The sequence below is a fragment of the Verrucomicrobia bacterium S94 genome (genome assembly GCA_004299845.1).
GTDB lineage: Bacteria > Verrucomicrobiota > Kiritimatiellia > Kiritimatiellales > Pontiellaceae > Pontiella.
The window spans coordinates 3,128,146-3,145,083 of sequence record CP036201.1 but is presented as its reverse complement, the minus strand read 5'-3'; the positions used below and the strand labels follow the sequence as shown (position 1 = coordinate 3,145,083).

Sequence of the window (16,938 nt, the reverse complement as noted above, 5' to 3'; positions counted from 1 at the left end):
GAATCAGGCGCAGGAGCTTGCTTGAAAAGGCACGTCAATGCAATCCCTTGCTTGCGTGGAAAGTGCCCAGGCCGCATACTGCGGAAAATACGGAAAGCAGATCATGATTGAGCAGATTGCAGCATTCTGGAAGCTGTCACCTCAGACCACCGAGCGGATACTCTATTCGGCGGCGGCGTTCATTTTTCTTTTTCTGCTCAAAGAGATCACCGGACGTGTAATGAACCGTAATGTCGAAGATGATAAACGGCGTTATCATGCCCGTAAGTTGATAGCCTATATCCATACTGGGGTGGTTTTTCTGGTGATCGGGTCGATCTGGTTTCGCGGGATGACCTCACTGGGCACGTTTCTCGGTCTGATGTCCGCCGGTCTGGCGGTGGCACTGCATGATCCGATTTCCAATATTGCCGGGTTCTTTTTTATCGAGGCGCGCAAGCCGTTCCGGGTGGGCGATCGGGTGGAAATTGACGGTACACAGGGGGATGTTATTGATATCCGACTGTTTCAGTTCAGCATTGTGGAAGTGGGCAACTGGGTGGATGCCGATCAGAGTACCGGACGGATTATTCATGTCCCGAATAATCTGGCACTGCGGAAACCGCTGGCGAATTCGCATACGGGATTTGAATATATCTGGAATGAAATTCCTGTATTGATCACGTTCGAAAGCGATTGGAAAAAGGCGAAAGCACTGTTGTTGAAAATCGGCCGGGAAAATACCGAGTTTCTTTCCCTGGGGGCGCAGGCTCAGATCCGCAAGGCGGCGCAGAAATATCTTATTATTGCCGGGAAGCTGACACCAACGGTGTATACGGATGTTAAAGACTCTGGAGTCTGTTTAACCATTCGCTATCTGGTGAACCCGCGCCAGCGCCGGGGCACGGAACAGAAAATCTGGGAGGAGATTCTCGATGCGTTTGCCGAAAACTCCGATATCTGGCTGGCCTACCCGACGATCCGTTATTATTCAGCCCCGGCCGCGTCTTCGCTCAATGACCCGAATCAGGAGAAGCTGTGATGGATACCCGTATTTCAAAATTTGAAAATATTAATCATTCTTCGCCGCTGCGTTATGCCGGCTGCGATTCTACTGCGGAGATCAGATATCGGTCTGATACCGATGCGGTCCGGATCTTCCCCTGTATTACAGACGACCATAATGATGCTGAAAGTGCATTCGAACGGGCCGGACCGCGCGCGCTGATTTCGGGTGCGCCTGAAAAGATGACGGCTGCGATTCTGACCTGCGGCGGGCTGTGCCCCGGGCTGAATGATGTGATTCGCGGTCTGGTGATGAGTCTGAGTCATCATTACGGGGTGCCCCGTATTCTCGGTATTCGTTATGGATATGCAGGACTGACGGATGCGGGTCTTCCGCCAGAGGAATTAACGCCGGATTCGGTGGATGAAATCCACCGCGACGGCGGAACGATGCTGGGCACCAGCCGCGGTGCTCAGAAGGTCGGCGAAATGGCGGACTGGATTCTGGAACAGGGGATTTCGCAGTTGTTTGTGATTGGCGGCGACGGCACTCAGCGCGGGGCACTTGAATTAAGTCAGGAATTGCTGCGTCGGGACGAGCCGGTCAGTGTGATCGGTATTCCGAAAACCATTGATAATGACATTATGTGGGTGGACCAGTCGTTCGGATACGACACGGCGGTAGAAATTGCTGCGCGCGTGATTTCGGACGCGCATGTCGAAGCGCGGTCAACGGAACGCGGTGTGGGGATTGTGAAAGTGATGGGGCGCGATAGCGGATTTATTGCTGCCGGTGCGGCGATTGCCTCGCTGGAGGCGAATGTGGTGCTGGTGCCGGAGGTGGAGTTTGATTTTGATGGACCGAACGGGTTGCTGGCTTATCTGGAGGAGCGGCTGGAGCGTAAGGATCATGCCGTGATTGTAGTGGCCGAGGGTGCCGGGCAGCGGCACTTTAAACAGCAGGGTCGGGAGGATAAGGACGCCAGCGGAAATGTGCTGCACCATGATATCGGAGAGTTGTTGTGTGAGCGGATTCAGCAGCATTTTCAGGCGTTGGAAAAACCGGTGAAACTGAAATATCTGGATCCCGGTTATTCGGTACGCTCCGCGCCCGCGTGTGCGACGGACCGGATTTACTGCACGCGACTGGCCCATGCGGCGGTGCATGCGGCGATGGCCGGGCGGACCGGGATGATGGTCAGCCGCTGGAGCGGGCATTATGTGCATGTTCCGCTGGAGCTGGTAACGAAAGGAAGGCGTAAAATCAATCCGGCCGGCAGTCTCTGGCGGACGGTGCTCGAAGCCACGGGGCAGCCTTGTCTGCAGTATGATGCGGGAGAAAACTGATGCCGGATTATTCTGCGTTGTGGGAAACGCACACGTTGCTGGAAGGGGAAACGCTGGTTTGCTGTGTCGGGCCGTTAACACTGCGTATACACCGGAAGCGTAAAGACTGGTATGTCTCGCACGAGCAGGAAATGCAAATTGATGATCAACGGTGCTCGCTGGAGATTCTGAGGGAGCCTATGAACCGGGGCTTTGAATGGAGCCGCTGGATTCTGGATGAAGCGATGGACTGTGTGCGACTGGAGCCGAGCCTGCCGGATCGGTCGATTATTGTGCGACCGGAAATGCTGATGACGGTGATGCCGAAGCAGACGGTGGAATTTTATATCGGTCTTCCGCTGTGGCTCTCGATCAGTTTCGGCTCCGCAGGGAAAACGGCTGTGGAGGTGCCGACTTATACGCTTTCAAACTCCTGGTTCGGCTCCTTTACGGAAGGGGAACTGTGTTATGCGTTGAAAACCACAGCGCGGCTTCATCTGGCGGAGCTTTCCAACAGTGCGCATCGGGTGGTATTTCCGTTGAACGTGAAAAACCTTTCGAAAGAGACGCTGGCCTTTGAGCGGATCTGTATCCGTCCCCAGCATCTTAATATTTATCAGGGCAGTGAACGCCTCTGGACCGGACGGGGTCGTGTGAGTTATCGGGGGCGGAGAGCTGGAGCCGTATGGTCTATGCCGCAGGCGCGCCGGATCTGGGCAGGGCCGATCAAAAGGTCGGCAACGCGCGTGAAGCCATCAAACGTGGTACATTGCTACGTTCTTTTGATAATTTTAAACAGCGGGTGGATGTTTCATGACGGCGTATCTACACAGCTGGTTCGACCAGTATCGGGGAACGGTTATCTACTGCGTGCTGCTGCTGGGATTCGGGCTGCCGTTTCTGCGGCTGTTCAGTTATCTGATTCGTAAAGGTCTGCGCAAAAAAGTCAGCGAACAATCGATCATGCTGGCCAGTAAAGGGGTGCTTTATCTGGGCACGGCACTACTCATCATTATGGTGTTGCAGAAAGCGGGCGTTCAGCTCGGGACACTGCTGGGGGCGGCCGGAATTGCCGGTGTGGCGATCGGTTTCGCTTCGCAGACCAGCTTGTCGAATCTGATCAGCGGCCTTTTCCTGATTTGGGAAAAACCGTTTGCGGTCGGCGATGTTCTGCATGCCGGTTCCGATCACGGTACGGTTCATTCCATTGATCTGCTGTCTGTTCAATTACGCACGTTTAATAATCAGCTGATCCGGATTCCGAATGAAACGCTGATCAAATCATCGTTCACTAATGTGACACGCTTTCCTATCCGCCGGATGGATATCCCGATCGGGGTGGCTTATAAAGAGGATGTGGACCATGTGGTGAATGTGCTCAAAGAGGTTGCAACGGCCAACCCCTACTGTCTGGATGAGCCCGAGCCGCTGATTATATTCAAGGGCTTCGGCGATTCCGCTCTGGAATTCCAGTTTGGGCCCTGGTTTGCGAAAACGGATTATATCGCATTGCGTAACAGTCTGATGAAAGAGATCAAAAAACGGTTCGATGAAGAGAAAATCGAGATTCCGTTCCCGCACCGTACGCTGTATGCCGGTGAAGTCACAAAGCCGTTTCCCGTACATGTAGTACCGGTTCCAGACGCACGGGGTGCGGCTGAGCCGGCAGGAGGAAAAAATGAATAAACTGCTCAAAGTCGCAGACCGGCAGCTTAAACGGCTGTTTATTACGATCTCCGATAAGAAGGATACACCGCCGGGCACCATGATGTATACCGGGGAGCAGACGGCCGAACCCCTGCGTATTTCCGTGCTGGATTATTCGGCCGAAAAGTTCTGTGAGGAGGATGATGCGGCTGCAGCGTCGTGTTTTGCACTCAAGGAGACTGACACCGTTTCGTGGATTAATATAACCGGGCTCAATAATACTGATGTGATCGGTCGTATCGGGGCGGAGTTCGGCATCCATCCGCTGGTGCTGGAGGATATTCTGCACACGACGCAGCGCCCGAAACTGGAAGATATGGGCGACTATCTTTTTCTGGTGGTGCGTATGCTTTTTGTGGAACCGGAGAGCGGTGATATTCATTCGGAGCAGATCAGTTTTATTCTGACGGAAAACTGCCTGATTTCATTTCAGGAACGGGCCGGCGATGTGTTTGATGCGGTGCGTGACCGCTTACGGAAAGGGCATGGGCGTATTCGGAAAATGGGGGCTGACTATCTGTTGTATGCCCTGATGGATGCGATCGTGGATAATTATTTCATGATTCTTGAAAAAACCGGAGAGCAGATCGAAAGCATCGAACAGGCGCTGATGGAGAATCCGAACAGTTTTCTGCTGAATGAGCTCTATGCCCAGAAACGGGAACTGCTGTATATCCGCAAGGCGGTTTGGCCTTTGCGCGAGGCGGTCAGCGCTCTGGAACGGGGCGAGAGCAAACTGCTGAATGCTAAAATCTCGGCCTATCTGCGCGATCTGTATGACCACACTATTCAGGTCATTGATACCGTTGAAACCTTCCGCGATATGCTTAGCGGGGTGCAGGATCTTTATTTGTCGAGCATGGGGCAGAAAACCAATCAGGTCATGCAGGTATTGACCATTATTGCCACCATCTTTATTCCGCTTACTTTTGTGGCGGGCATTTACGGCATGAACTTTGAACATATGCCGGAGCTTGGCTGGAAATACAGCTATCCCGTTTTCTGGGTGGTTATGGTTGCGCTGGTTCTGGGCATGCTGGCGGTTTTCCGCCGGATGAAATGGTTTTAACTGAAGAGGGAAGCGTATGGAAAATCATATACAGGATGTTATCGAACTGCGCCATCTTGAGCTTGAAGACTATGTTGATTTAAGAAGCTCGATGGATAAGGCCTATGAGCAGACGGGGCTGGGCTCATGGAAAGAAGAGGACATCCGCCGGCTGCTCGCGATTTTTCCGGAGGGCCAGCTGTGCATCACACTCAACGGGAAAGTGGTTGCCAGTGCGCTTTCGCTGATTATTCAATATGACCGGTTCGGCGATAATCACACCTATAATCAGATCCACGGAAACAACTCGTTTAATACCCATGATCCGTCGGGCGATGTGCTTTACGGCATTGATGTTTTTGTGCATCCGGAATATCGCGGAATGCGGCTGGGACGGCGCCTTTATGAAGGCCGGAAAGAGCTGTGCGAAAATATGAACCTGCGCGCCATTATGGCCGGCGGGCGGATTCCCAACTATAAAAACTATGCCGACCATATGCCGCCCCGCGTTTATATCGAAAAGGTGCAGGGTAAGGAGATCCACGATCCGACGCTCTCGTTTCAGCTGGCCAATGGATTTCATGTGAAAAAGGTGCTGAAAAACTATCTGGAAGGGGATGTGGAAAGCTGCGAATTTGCGACGCTGCTGGAATGGAATAATATTTATTATCAGCCCGATCCCAAAGTGCTCAATATGGAGCGTACCGAAGTGCGGATCGGCCTGGTACAGTGGCAGATGCGTCCGTTCCGGAGTGTGGAGAAACTGATGGAGCAGGCGGAATATTTCATCGATGCGGTTTCCGACTATAAAGCCGACTTTGTCCTTTTTCCGGAATTTTTCAATGCACCGTTGATGTCGCCGCACAACCACCTGCCCGAAGCCAAGGCGATCCGTGCGCTGGCTCAGTTTACGGATCCGCTTCGGGAGCGGTTTCAGGAACTGGCGGTGGCGTATAACGTGAATGTAATCACCGGCAGTATGCCGGAGGTGGTGGAAGACGGCCGCCTGCTGAACGTATCCTTTCTCTGCCGCCGCGACGGCACCTTCGACCGTTTTCATAAAATTCATCCGACGCCGTCGGAAGTGGAGGCCTGGGGAATGTCCGGGGGGACCGTATCGAGGCCTTTGATACCGACTGCGGGAAAATCGGCATTCTGATCTGCTACGACGTTGAGTTTCCGGAGGTGTGCCGGATTCTGGCTGACCAGGATATGAATATTCTGTTTGTTCCGTTTCTGACCGATACCCAGAACGGGTATATGCGGGTGCGCCACTGTGCTCAGGCGCGGGCTATTGAAAATGAATGTTATGTGGTCATTGCCGGTGCGGTCGGAAATCTGCCGAATGTCAATAATATGGATATTCAGTACGCGCAGTCCGCGATCTTTACCCCGTCCGATTTTTCCTTCCCGACGAATACGGTGAAAACCGAGGCCACGCCGAATACGGAAATGGTGCTGATTGCGGATGTTAATTTCGATCTGCTCAAGGAACTGCATTCGCGCGGAAGTGTCAGAAATAAAAAGGATCGTCGAACCGATTTATACCGGATTGTGCAGTCTTCCAAACCCTCGGACCGGTCAGTCTGACCCGGTCTGCCGGACAATGCCCCGCATCAGATAACCGAACAGATCGGATCCGGTGATGATCCGTTTTTCCCGGGCACTCCAAAGGAGAATGACATCCTGCCTGATGTTGTCGTCGCCGGGAGCGGTTTCCAGCCGGCCGAGAATCTGTGAAAGCCGGGTGCGGCGTTCGTACACCATCACCGGCCGGTGGCAGTGTTCCATCGGATCGACCGCCTGATGGCTGAAGAGGGCGGCGGACATAAATGAAGCACAGTCCAGGGTGTATGCCGGGTTGCCGTGCGGGTCTGTCAGAACAACCCATCGTTTTCCCGAAGACTGGATTTTTTTCAGAAAAGGATCCCGCGAATCGGGCGTGTAGGCCGGGAAAACCGGCCGGTGATGTTTCATCGGCAGTGCCAGGATGCTGCGGGGATCAATCGGCTCCCCTTCTTCGGTAACCAGCAGATCATCCAGTGCCAGGAAATTTACCGCACCCCGCCCTTCAATATGGCCGACATCGGATTCCGGTGATTTCATATGCTGTTTGAGCACCGCCATCAGTTCCTCTTCCGGAAGATAGTTGATACCCTCTTTCCCGAGCCATTTATCCAGCAGCCATGCCGTCGGTCTGGCTACGGGATAGAGGAGGATCTGGTAGATTTTCAGCAGCGGGGAAAGCAGCGTGGCAACCTGAAGGGCGTGGCGGGAAAAATAGGCCTGCGGCATGATTTCCCCGCACAGGGTGATGATGACCGTGGAAAAGAAAAAGCCGGCAACACCGGCCATAACGGAATCCGACAGCAAAGCCAGCAATACATTGGTGGACACATTGCCCCAGAGAATGGTCGTCAGCAGAAAGTTCGAATCCTGCCGCAGGGCAAAAAGTCCGGCAGCTTTCCGGTTCCCCGTATCCGCCATAGCCTGCAGCCGAAGGGCGCTGAGTCCGAACATCGCAAGATTCAGTCCCGAAAAAACACCGGATTGAATGATCAGAACAAGAATACCGGTCCACGTTAATATATCAGAGGTCATGATATAGCTGCTTCAGCTGATTAAAGGGGGTTCGTCGCTTTCCTCGGTATCCGTATCCGGATCAAAAGCATCCTGAAAGTTTTCGATGGATTCCGCAGCTGCCGCCGGCCGAGCAAAGGTGGCGATGTGGAAAATCGCTTCGCCCTCGTGTACCAGAGGAAGGCGGGTGCGGCCGATCACGATCCCCGAGGCCGGGCTTTTAACGACTTCCTCCAGTTCGCCGAGCGGTCCGCTGATGTAGGCCAGTTTATCGCCGCTTTTCACCCGTTCACCGAGCGCAATTACAGATCGGGCAATGCCGCTCTGGGGTGCACGCACCCACGAGGAGTTTTTGGCCAGCAGGGATTGATGTTCTTTACGCGGAGAGCGTTTACGGATCATACCGAGACTGCTGAGTACGTTCAGAATACCTGCCACCCCGGCACGGATGGAGATTTCATCGAAACGCAATGCTTCGCCGGCTTCATAAACCAGCGTGGGAATACCGCGGCTGTGCGCGGCCTGGCGAAACGTTCCCTCGCGGAGCGGAGCATCGAGAATGACCGGAGCGTTAAATGCCTGTGCCAGTTCCATAAGCTTTTCATCGCCATTGAGTGTAGCCCGGATCTGGGGCAGGTTTTCGCGGTCGATGGCCCCTGTGTGTAGATCAATGATATGGGTGCAGTGGGGAAAAAGTTCCGACATGATAACATGGGCGAGCCGGCCGGCCATGGAGCCTTTCGGCGATCCGGGAAACGAGCGGTTCAGGTCGCGCCGGTCAGGCAGATAGCGCGAGCGTGCAACCAGACCGAATACATTCACCACCGGAATAAGAATCAGGGTACCTTTCAGCCGTTTGAGGACTTTCTGCCCCAGCAGGCGGCGGATGATTTCAATGCCGTTGATCTCATCGCCATGCAGGCAGGAGGTCACCATCAGACACGGTCCAGCCGTTTTTCCATGAATGACATGGATCGTCATCGATGCCGGCGTGTTGGTGTAGAATTCCGGCAGCGGAAGCTGGATCGATGATTCCGTACCGGCGGCAATATGCTGTCCGCCGATGGTCATGGCGCTCTGCACGGCTCAGCCCTGTCCTTTGGTTTTGGTCTTTCCTTCTTTGGCGTTCTTTTCGATATATTCGATCATCTGTCCTGCAATATCCTTGCCGGTTACCTGTTCAATACCTTCGAGTCCCGGACTGGAATTGACTTCCATTACGACCGGGCCGTGGTTGGAGCGCAGCAGGTCCACGCCGGCGACGTTGAGGCCCATAATCCGGGCGGCGCGGACGGCGGTTGAACGCTCCTCCGGTGTGATTTTTATCAGCGACGAACTGCCGCCGCGGTGAAGATTGGAGCGGAATTCGCCGGGTGCAGCCTTGCGTTGCATGGAGGCCACCACTTTTCCGCCGATTACAAAACAGCGGATATCCGCTCCTTCTGATTCCTTAATATACTCCTGCACCAGAATATTGGCTTTCACGCCCATAAAGCCTTCAATGACGCTTTCGGCCGCTTTCTGTGTTTCGGCCAGAACCACCCCGATGCCCTGCGTGCCTTCCAGCAGTTTGACCACCAGCGGTGCGCCGCCGACCATCTTGATCATATCCTTGATATCGTCCGGTTTGCTGGCAAATCCCGTAACCGGCAGGCCAATGCCTTTGCGGGAGAGCAGCTGGAGCGAGCGGAGTTTATCACGGGAACGCGTAATGGCCACGGATTCGTTCAGCGGATAAACTCCCATCATTTCAAACTGACGCAGAACGGCCGCTCCGTAAAAGGTTACTGAAGCCCCGATACGCGGAATTACGGCATCAAACCCGGTAAGCGGTTCGCCTTTGTAGTGAATGGTCGGGTGGTGCGAGGCGATATTCATATAGGCGCGAAGCGCATCGATAATCTGCACTTCATGGCCTCTTTTCTCCGCCGCCTCTTTGAGTCGCCGGGTGGAATAGAGTTTCGGGTTTCGTGACAGCAGGGCAATTTTCATAGTGTTCTCCAAATTCAAATCAGACCAGACGGTAAAGTACTCTGGCCTCCAACCGGCCATTGAGATAGGACGCCGACGGATCAACGATGGTGTTTTCTTCCATGGCCCGCCGTCCGAGAAGCATACGGAAGCGCATCGAGTCCCGGTTCGTCAGCGACATTTCAATCAACCGCTCCTTATCGCCAATTCGCATCCGGGTTTCAATGATATAGCGCATTTCTTTATGGCCGCCTGAATCGCTGACGACCCGTTCATCCTTCACCGGTGCTGTACATTCGAGTACGACCGTTTCATTTTTCTGAAGCGGGTGGACTTTAAAACGAACATAATCAATGCCGTTTTCGCGGAAGGGTATAATACTGAAAGTATGCAGGCACGAGGTTTTTGCCCCGGTATCCACTTTGGTCTTGATGGCCGGGATGCCGAGATCGGGAAGTGCACACCATTCACGCCAGCCCAGTTTGAGAGGGTCATTCATAAATTCATCCATCTGTTAAAAACGGTTTTATTTCGTGCATCATTTCCGGGAAATGGTGCGCGGCAAGTCCATGCCCGTCATTATAAACCGATAAAGTGCTGTCCGCCAGGTTTGCCTGCAGCCATTCGGCGGCACCGGGTGGAATAATCCGGTCCCGCGAGCCATGGAAAAGCTTCACCGGAATGCCGATTTGCGGAACTTTTTCCCGGACGTCCGATGCCAGCAGGTATTCCAGTCCCGCCACCAGGTCGTCAAGCGGCTCAGTCACACCTGTACAGGCGCGGTATGGGTGGGGGTGGTGCACATTTTTATAAAACTCATTCAGCACTGTCTCCGGATTGCGTTTCAGCTGAACAATCATCCGCTTCAGTATTTTTTCATGCGTGCCGCAGGAATAATCCGCCGCCGTGCAGAATCTGGCCGTGGACGAGATCAGCACCAGTTTGCGGCAGCCCGTCGGCAGATGTTCGAGGGCGAGCAGTCCGCCCATAGAGCCTGTCACAATATAATCCGCATTCGGAATTCGGCGCATTTTGAGCACCTCTGTGCCGGTAAGCAGTTGCACTTCAAATAGATCGCGCAACGCATTGCCGATCGGCCGGATGGCTTCAATCCCGTGGGCCCACCCCGAAATGACTAAAACTGTTTTCATGATGTTATCGGTAACGGAAATAAGAAAACCGGTAGAGAAGAGCATGCACAACCTGAATCCTTTATTTTCTTCTCCTCCGTCGCGTTCTAATTTTTAACGGCTTTGATGATGGCCTTCGCGGCACGTTCCAGATCGTCGACCAGATGCGCCAGGGTAATTGAAATACGCAGGCGTGCTGTGCCCGGCGGAACGGTGGGCGGGCGGATGGCGGCGCAGATGATATTTTCCGCGCGCAGTTTCCGGGAAACGGCGAGTGTTTTTTCGTTGTCGCCGATAATCACCGGAATAATCTGGCTTCGGCTGTCGAGTGTGTCCAGTCCGGCTTCGTGCAGCAGCGACCGGAAATAATCGGCATTCGCCTGTAGAATATTTCCAAGTCTTGGAGAAGCTTCGAATACATCGAGGGCACCGAGTGCCGCGCCGATGACCGCCGGCGGCGGGGCGGTAGTATAGATAAATGCGCGTGAGGAATGAACCAGGAGCTTCCGCAGATTTTCAGAACAGGCCACGTAACCGCCGAAGCCGGCCATCGCTTTGCTCATCGTGCCCATCGAGACCGTAACCTTGTTTTCAATTCCCCGTTCGCGGATCAGTCCGGCCCCGTTCGGGCCGAAGGTACCGGTGGAATGCGCTTCATCAACCATCAGCATCGCGTCATATTGTTCCGCCAGACCGGCGATTTCGGTCAGTGGCGCCATATCGCCGTCCATACTGAACACAGATTCGGTAATGATCAGTTTGCGGCCGGTGGAGTCGGCATGCTGTCTTAACCGTTTTTCCAGTGCCTCTGCGTCATTATGCGTCCAGCGGACGAGTTTGGCGCCGGAAAGTCTGCAGGCGTCGATCATTGAGGCGTGTACGAGTTTGTCTGCAAAAATCAGGTCGCCGCGACCGGCGAGAACGGGAATAGTGCCGGCGTTGGCCATATAGCCTGTTCCGAACACAAGTGCTGAATCAAAGCCTTTTTCCCGGGCCAGGCGTTGCTCGAGTTCCTCGTGGATCGGCAGCGTTCCGGTGACCAGCCGTGAGGCTGCGGTACCTGTGCCGAACTCATTCAGTGCCTGCCGGGCGCGATCAATGACATGCGGGTGGCGGGCGAGGTCGAGATAATCGTTGCTCGAAAAATTGAGCATTTCTGTTCCGTCAATGCGGATGAGTCCTCCGGCCTGAGGGAAAATGCGGGCGCGGCGTTCGAGTCCCTGTTTCGCGAAAACGTTGAGTTGCTGTTGAATCCATGTGTCGTCCATCGGGTCACTTTGTCCAAGTTGTTTCATTGGCGCAACCTTGAAAATGCAATATAGGTTACATCATGAAAATCGTTCCCGCTCTGATCCCGTATCTGGCTGTGCTGCTGGGGATGCATGTGCTCAGCAGTGCATGGGCGGCTATGCTGTTTTATCACGCCGGTATGCTGTTATTTCTGTGTATAAGGAAATCTTCCGGGGATTGGAAAAAGATCGGCCGGGGCTGTTCGCCCCTGCTGATTCCGGCGATGATCGTATGTGCGCTGGCCGCGCCGGTGGTTTATTTTATGTGGCCGTTTTTCCGGATATCGGAACATGCGCTGGTGGAATGGATGGCGGAATACGGCCTGACCGGAGCTGCGTGGATGCTGTTGATTCCCTGGTTTTCGGTCGTACATCCGATGCTGGAAGAGCTTCACTGGCGGGGTATCGGGCCGGAAAGGGCGGAGAGGCTGTGTTGGCAGGATTTTGCTTTTGCGGGATATCATGTATTTGTGTTGTATGAGCTGGTTTACTGGCCTTGGCTGTTTATGGTGTTCGGTATATTGGTCGGAAGCTCGTTTTTCTGGCGCTGGGCGGCGGAGCGGTTCGGCGGATATCTGTTGCCGGTGCTGACGCATGCGGTGGCGGATGCCGGGGTTCTAATGGGCGTTTGGTTATTGATAAGGAGATGATTATGGATCTGGGATTACATGGAAAAGTGGCGATGGTTGCCGCTTCAAGTAAAGGGCTGGGTTTCGGCATTGCCCGCGAACTGGCTAAAGCAGGCGCTCTGGTTTCCATCGGTGCGCGTACGGAAGCGGAAGTATTTGACGCTGCTGACGTATTGATTGAGGAAACCGAAGCCGAGGTGCTGCCGAATGTGCTTGATGTAGCTGATCCTGATTCGATTTCACGGTGGGTGGAAAATACAACGGATGCCTTTGGCGGCGTGGATGCGCTGGTGGTGAATGCCGGCGGGCCGCCGGCGGGTAAATTTGATGATTTTGACGATGCCGACTGGGAAAAGGCGTTTAATCTTACGTTGATGAGCTCGGTGCGGATGATTCGGCAGGTGCTGCCGCTGATGCGTCAGGCGGGCGGAGGGTCGATTCTCACCATCACCTCCGTTTCCGTGAAAGAGCCGATTGATTTTCTGCTGCTGTCCAATGTTATGCGCTCCGGCGTGACCAGTCTGGCCAAGAGTCTGTCGAAACAGCTCGCCCCGGAAAATATCCGGGTCAACAATCTGATGCCTGGGCGCATCGATACCGACCGTGTGCAGTCTTTAGACAGCATGAATGCGGAAAATCTGAACCGGCCGGTCGATGAGGTTAAAGCCGCTAATGAAGCGGGAATTCCGCTGGGCCGCTATGGCACGATTGAGGAGTTCGGAAAGCTCGGTGCCTTCCTGCTCTCGGATGCGGCCAGTTACATCACCGGCCAGACGATTGCTGTCGACGGCGGCTCTATCAATACTGTGTGGTAAACGCATGAAATATAATCAGCTTGGAAGTACCGGAATAGAGGTTTCGGCTTTAACCATCGGTGCATGGCAGCTGGGCGGACCGCTGTTTTTTGATGGAAAACCCGATGGGCATCCGGACCCTGGGAAAGAAAATGTGATCCGCATGATCCATGAGCTGGGGGACCTCGGTATCAATGCTATCGACACGGCGGAGCAGTACAGTGCCGGGGAATCTGAGCGGCGCGTGGGTGAAGCATTGAAGGGACAGCGAGACCGATGGGTGATTTCCTCCAAATTCGGCTATCGCGTGGGCGAGGGCGGAACGCGGATTGACGATTCGTCGCCGCCGACCATTCTGCCGAGTCTGGAAGGTTCGCTGAAGAGGCTGGATACCGATTATGTCGATGTTTATCTCTACCACTGCGCGCCGGAAACCGGGCATCTGGAAGAAGGTCGTGAAATACTGGAAAGGGCCAAAGCGGCTGGAAAAATCCGGGCGTACGGGGTTTCGACCGGCGATTTTAAACTGCTGGACACGATGGTTAAGGCAGGGAATGTCGAGGTGGTGCAGTTTCCGGTCAGTTTGCTCGATCCGGCTTCCGAAGCCTGGAAAATTGCACGGGCAAATCAGCTCGGCACCCAGTTGCGCGGGGTGATGGCACAGGGACGGTTGAGCGGAAAATATTTTCATAAAAAACCGCAATTCGCTTCCGATGATAACCGGTCTAATTGGTGCGCGGACGAAGACTATTCGAAATTTGCCGTTCTTGCCGAGTGTCTCCCCGAAGGGATGACCATGGCGCAGGCCGCCATTAAATGGATTCTCGACCGGCCCGGTGCTCATACGATTTGCATGGGGGCCAAAAACATAGAAGATTACCGCTCTGCCATCGCGGCGGTTGAGATGCCCGCATTAGGTGCCGAAGTGCGTTCCCGGCTGGAATTTATGGCGCAAAGTCTTTGATTTCTTTTTTTGATAGCTGTTATGTTGCTTGGCATTTAAGTCAACTTAACTAAAGGAGGCCTTTGTGGCATTAAAACGTATACTTATATTAGGGATTACAGTTGCTGTAAGTGGCAGTGTTTTGGCTGCTGATGAAATTAATGAAGCCAATAAAACCAGGGACAAAGCAAACTCTATTCGTATTTCTCTGGGTTCTGCTCCAGGCATCGATGAAGTCGAGGATTCGAGTGGCACCTATTCTGTAGATGACGATGGGGGTGCGCGTGTGGAGATTCTTTATGTTCACCGGTTCTGGAGTAAGAATAACCCTGCAATCGGAGGGATGCTGGGCGGGGGGTTGTTTATCGGAAGTCATGCTCTTTCCGGCGGGGCTGCTGACGTTGATTTAACAACATTCGGACTGCTGCTGCAGGGTGGAGTCGCTGCAAAAGTCGGAGAGCAGGTGGTTATCGAGGCCGGACCGTATCTGGGCTTGGGAATAGCCGAAAATGAAACGACAGGATATGACGATGGAACCGGCGGTTATGGACTTTTCGGACTGAAAGCCGGTGTTTTTGTTCTGCTCGGCGAAAATGTAGAGCTCGGTTTGGAACTGGGCTATGAAGGATTTTCGCACGAACAGGAATATGATGGCGGTTGGATCGGAACCGATGATGTTACTTTTTCAGGAAGCGGTGCACACGTAGCCGGTGTTCTCTCCATCAATTTTTAAGGTTTGGTTTTCAGACTTTTGAAAAGCCGCTCCGGTTCGGGGCGGCTTTTCTTTTTTTAGGCCGGGGTTTACTTAAAAGACGGCTCTGGTACTATTGACCTCCATTCAACGCTTTAAGAAAGGACCAGGTAATATGCGCAGCGATAAAACAAAAAAGGGATTGGAACGGGCACCGCACCGTGCACTGATGCGTGCAACGGGGATGTCGTCTGAGGATATCAGAAAACCGTTCATTGCGGTTTGTAATGCTTTCAACGAGGTGATTCCGGGCCACGCTCATCTCGATCAGGTGGGAAAAATTGTGAAGGATGCGGTCCGCGAAGCGGGCGGTACACCCATTGAGTTCAATATGATCGGAGTGTGTGACGGCATTGCTATGGGCCATGCCGGGATGAAATATTCGCTGCCGAGCCGGGAGCTGATTGCCGATGCCGTGGAAACCATGGTCGGGGCTCATGCCTTCGATGCGATGATCTGTATCCCGAACTGCGATAAGATTGTTCCGGGCATGATCATGGGCGCGATGCGTGTGAATATTCCGACGATCTTCGCTTCCGGCGGTCCAATGAAAGCCGGGAAGACGAAAGATGGACGGGTCGTTGACCTGATCAGTGTTTTTGAAGCGGTGGCTGAACACAAACAGGGCTCCATTTCCGACGAAGAACTCGAAGAGATCGAATGCAAAGGCTGTCCGAGCCAGGGCTCCTGCTCCGGCATGTTCACAGCCAATTCGATGAACTGTCTGTGCGAAGCCATCGGTCTGGCACTGCCGGGTAACGGTACCATTCTTGCGCTGGATCCGGCTCGGCATCAGCTTTGGAAAGAAGCCGCGAAACGCGCAGTGGAGATGGCTTATGCTGACGGTCCGCTGCCGCGTGAGATTGTTACGCAGGAATCGCTCGACAATGCGTTTGCACTGGATATGGCGATGGGCGGAAGTACCAATACGGTATTGCATACGCTGGCGATCGCGAAAGAGGCGGGGGTAGAATACGATCTCGACCGCATCAACGCCGTTTCCAAAAAATGCCCGAACATCTGCAAGGTTTCGCCGTCTTCGCATTATCATATCGAAGATGTGCATGCCGCCGGCGGCATCAGTGCGATTCTGGCGGAAACGGCAAAGAAAGAAGGATTGCTCAATCTTGATTGTCCGACGGTGACCGGTAAAACGCTGGGTGAAAATATTGCCGGTGCGGAAAGTAAGGATCCGGAGTGTATTCGAAAAATTGAAAATGCCTATTCCGAAACCGGCGGCCTTTCTGTGCTCTGGGGTAACCTGGCAGAAGGCGGATGTGTCGTGAAGAGTGCGGGCGTTGATCCGAAAATGCTGGTGCACACGGGTCCGGCAGTGATCTTTGAATCGCAGGAGGAGGCGTGTGAAGGTATTCTTGGCGGCAAAGTGAAAGCCGGTGACGTAGTGGTGATCCGCTACGAAGGCCCGAAGGGCGGACCGGGTATGCAGGAAATGCTGGCGCCGACCTCTTACATTATGGGGCAGGGGCTGGGCGATAAATGCGCGTTGATCACCGACGGGCGTTTCAGTGGCGGAACGCACGGCGCGTGCATCGGTCATATTTCCCCGGAAGCAGCGGAAGGCGGCCCGATCGGTCTGCTGAAGGAAGGCGATATCATTGAAATCGATATTCCGAATAACCGACTGTCGGTTGCATTGTCCGAAGAGGAGCTTGCGGAACGTCGTAAGAACTGGAAGGAGCCGGAACCGCGCTTCACCACCGGATGGCTTGCGCGTTATGCCAAAATGGCCACCAATGCAAGCAACGGCGCGGTTCTGCAGGGATAA

General features: G+C 53.9%; 16 protein-coding genes and 1 pseudogene. 11 read left to right on the top strand and 6 right to left on the bottom strand.

Annotated features, from left to right (window positions below; translation table 11 throughout):
- Positions 1-37 precede the first annotated feature (37 nt).
- From EGM51_13740 to EGM51_13715, 6 genes and pseudogenes are all read left to right on the top strand, one after another.
- Complete coding sequence (locus EGM51_13740; GenBank protein QBG48402.1) at positions 38-1,021, top strand: mechanosensitive ion channel family protein; 984 nt, start codon at positions 38-40, stop codon at positions 1,019-1,021.
- Positions 1,021-2,331, top strand: a complete 1,311-nt coding sequence (locus EGM51_13735) for an ATP-dependent 6-phosphofructokinase (protein QBG48401.1) — start codon at positions 1,021-1,023, stop codon at positions 2,329-2,331. The genes EGM51_13740 and EGM51_13735 overlap by 1 nt, the downstream gene beginning before the upstream one ends.
- Complete coding sequence (locus EGM51_13730; protein ID QBG48400.1) at positions 2,331-3,239, top strand: hypothetical protein; 909 nt, start codon at positions 2,331-2,333, stop codon at positions 3,237-3,239. Before EGM51_13735 ends, EGM51_13730 begins: the two co-directional genes overlap by 1 nt.
- Positions 3,124-3,996 (top strand): mechanosensitive ion channel family protein, encoded by an 873-nt coding sequence (locus EGM51_13725; protein ID QBG48399.1) that lies wholly within the window; start codon positions 3,124-3,126, stop codon positions 3,994-3,996. The genes EGM51_13730 and EGM51_13725 overlap by 116 nt, the downstream gene beginning before the upstream one ends.
- On the top strand, positions 3,989-5,086 hold the full coding sequence (corA, locus tag EGM51_13720; protein ID QBG48398.1) for a magnesium/cobalt transporter CorA: 1,098 nt from the start codon (positions 3,989-3,991) through the stop codon (positions 5,084-5,086). Before EGM51_13725 ends, corA begins: the two co-directional genes overlap by 8 nt.
- Positions 5,087-5,102: 16 nt before the next feature.
- Positions 5,103-6,655 (top strand): annotated as a pseudogene (locus EGM51_13715) (GNAT family N-acetyltransferase).
- Here EGM51_13715 and EGM51_13710 read toward each other — a convergent pair.
- From EGM51_13710 to bioF, 6 genes are read right to left on the bottom strand one after another with little or no spacing between them, the layout of a single operon-like run.
- Positions 6,647-7,666 carry a DUF21 domain-containing protein gene (locus tag EGM51_13710; GenBank protein ID QBG48397.1) on the bottom strand — a complete coding sequence of 340 codons (1,020 nt, stop codon included), beginning with the start codon at positions 7,664-7,666 and terminating at the stop codon, positions 6,647-6,649. The pseudogene EGM51_13715 and the gene EGM51_13710 overlap by 9 nt on opposite strands.
- A 12-nt stretch (positions 7,667-7,678) precedes the next feature.
- Positions 7,679-8,716 carry a succinylglutamate desuccinylase/aspartoacylase family protein gene (locus tag EGM51_13705; protein ID QBG49318.1) on the bottom strand — a complete coding sequence of 346 codons (1,038 nt, stop codon included), beginning with the start codon at positions 8,714-8,716 and terminating at the stop codon, positions 7,679-7,681.
- A gap of 15 nt (positions 8,717-8,731) precedes the next feature.
- Complete coding sequence (locus EGM51_13700; GenBank protein QBG48396.1) at positions 8,732-9,637, bottom strand: 30S ribosomal protein S6--L-glutamate ligase; 906 nt, start codon at positions 9,635-9,637, stop codon at positions 8,732-8,734.
- 19 nt (positions 9,638-9,656) lie between these two features.
- Positions 9,657-10,115 carry an ATP-dependent zinc protease gene (locus EGM51_13695; protein QBG48395.1) on the bottom strand — a complete coding sequence of 153 codons (459 nt, stop codon included), beginning with the start codon at positions 10,113-10,115 and terminating at the stop codon, positions 9,657-9,659.
- 4 nt (positions 10,116-10,119) lie between these two features.
- On the bottom strand, positions 10,120-10,812 hold the full coding sequence (locus EGM51_13690) for a hypothetical protein (GenBank protein ID QBG48394.1): 693 nt from the start codon (positions 10,810-10,812) through the stop codon (positions 10,120-10,122).
- A 41-nt stretch (positions 10,813-10,853) separates the two neighbouring features.
- Entirely contained in the window at positions 10,854-12,041 is a 1,188-nt protein-coding gene (gene bioF, locus EGM51_13685) for an 8-amino-7-oxononanoate synthase (GenBank protein QBG48393.1), read from the bottom strand.
- 35 nt (positions 12,042-12,076) lie between these two features.
- On the opposite strand from bioF, the gene EGM51_13680 reads away from it, so the two are divergent.
- The 5 genes from EGM51_13680 (at position 12,077) to ilvD (ending at position 16,938) form a co-directional block, all read left to right on the top strand.
- A complete protein-coding gene (locus EGM51_13680) occupies positions 12,077-12,685 on the top strand; it encodes a CPBP family intramembrane metalloprotease (GenBank protein ID QBG48392.1) in 609 nt (202 codons plus the stop codon).
- 2 nt (positions 12,686-12,687) lie between these two features.
- Complete coding sequence (locus tag EGM51_13675) at positions 12,688-13,479, top strand: SDR family oxidoreductase (protein QBG48391.1); 792 nt, start codon at positions 12,688-12,690, stop codon at positions 13,477-13,479.
- Complete coding sequence (locus EGM51_13670; GenBank protein QBG48390.1) at positions 13,364-14,422, top strand: aldo/keto reductase; 1,059 nt, start codon at positions 13,364-13,366, stop codon at positions 14,420-14,422. The genes EGM51_13675 and EGM51_13670 overlap by 116 nt, the downstream gene beginning before the upstream one ends.
- A 64-nt stretch (positions 14,423-14,486) precedes the next feature.
- Entirely contained in the window at positions 14,487-15,134 is a 648-nt protein-coding gene (locus EGM51_13665) for a hypothetical protein (protein ID QBG48389.1), read from the top strand.
- Between the two features lie 133 nt (positions 15,135-15,267).
- Positions 15,268-16,938 carry a dihydroxy-acid dehydratase gene (ilvD, locus tag EGM51_13660; GenBank protein ID QBG48388.1) on the top strand — a complete coding sequence of 557 codons (1,671 nt, stop codon included), beginning with the start codon at positions 15,268-15,270 and terminating at the stop codon, positions 16,936-16,938.

What these genes read in the sequence shown, in the direction of transcription:
- EGM51_13730 (QBG48400.1), top strand. Translation starts at nt 2,331, where the DNA reads ATGCCGGATTATTCTGCGTTGTGGGAAACGCACACGTTGCTGGAAGGG.
- EGM51_13725 (QBG48399.1), top strand. Translation starts at nt 3,124, where the DNA reads ATGACGGCGTATCTACACAGCTGGTTCGACCAGTATCGGGGAACGGTT.
- EGM51_13670 (QBG48390.1), top strand. Translation starts at nt 13,364, where the DNA reads ATGGCACGATTGAGGAGTTCGGAAAGCTCGGTGCCTTCCTGCTCTCGG.
- ilvD (QBG48388.1), top strand. Translation starts at nt 15,268, where the DNA reads ATGCGCAGCGATAAAACAAAAAAGGGATTGGAACGGGCACCGCACCGT.
- EGM51_13700 (QBG48396.1), bottom strand. Translation starts at nt 9,637, where the DNA reads ATGAAAATTGCCCTGCTGTCACGAAACCCGAAACTCTATTCCACCCGG.
- bioF (QBG48393.1), bottom strand. Translation starts at nt 12,041, where the DNA reads ATGAAACAACTTGGACAAAGTGACCCGATGGACGACACATGGATTCAA.
- EGM51_13680 (QBG48392.1), top strand. Translation starts at nt 12,077, where the DNA reads ATGAAAATCGTTCCCGCTCTGATCCCGTATCTGGCTGTGCTGCTGGGG.
- EGM51_13735 (QBG48401.1), top strand. Translation starts at nt 1,021, where the DNA reads ATGGATACCCGTATTTCAAAATTTGAAAATATTAATCATTCTTCGCCG.
- corA (QBG48398.1), top strand. Translation starts at nt 3,989, where the DNA reads ATGAATAAACTGCTCAAAGTCGCAGACCGGCAGCTTAAACGGCTGTTT.
- EGM51_13675 (QBG48391.1), top strand. Translation starts at nt 12,688, where the DNA reads ATGGATCTGGGATTACATGGAAAAGTGGCGATGGTTGCCGCTTCAAGT.
- EGM51_13705 (QBG49318.1), bottom strand. Translation starts at nt 8,716, where the DNA reads ATGACCATCGGCGGACAGCATATTGCCGCCGGTACGGAATCATCGATC.
- EGM51_13695 (QBG48395.1), bottom strand. Translation starts at nt 10,115, where the DNA reads ATGAATGACCCTCTCAAACTGGGCTGGCGTGAATGGTGTGCACTTCCC.
- EGM51_13690 (QBG48394.1), bottom strand. Translation starts at nt 10,812, where the DNA reads ATGCTCTTCTCTACCGGTTTTCTTATTTCCGTTACCGATAACATCATG.
- EGM51_13710 (QBG48397.1), bottom strand. Translation starts at nt 7,666, where the DNA reads ATGACCTCTGATATATTAACGTGGACCGGTATTCTTGTTCTGATCATT.
- EGM51_13740 (QBG48402.1), top strand. Translation starts at nt 38, where the DNA reads ATGCAATCCCTTGCTTGCGTGGAAAGTGCCCAGGCCGCATACTGCGGA.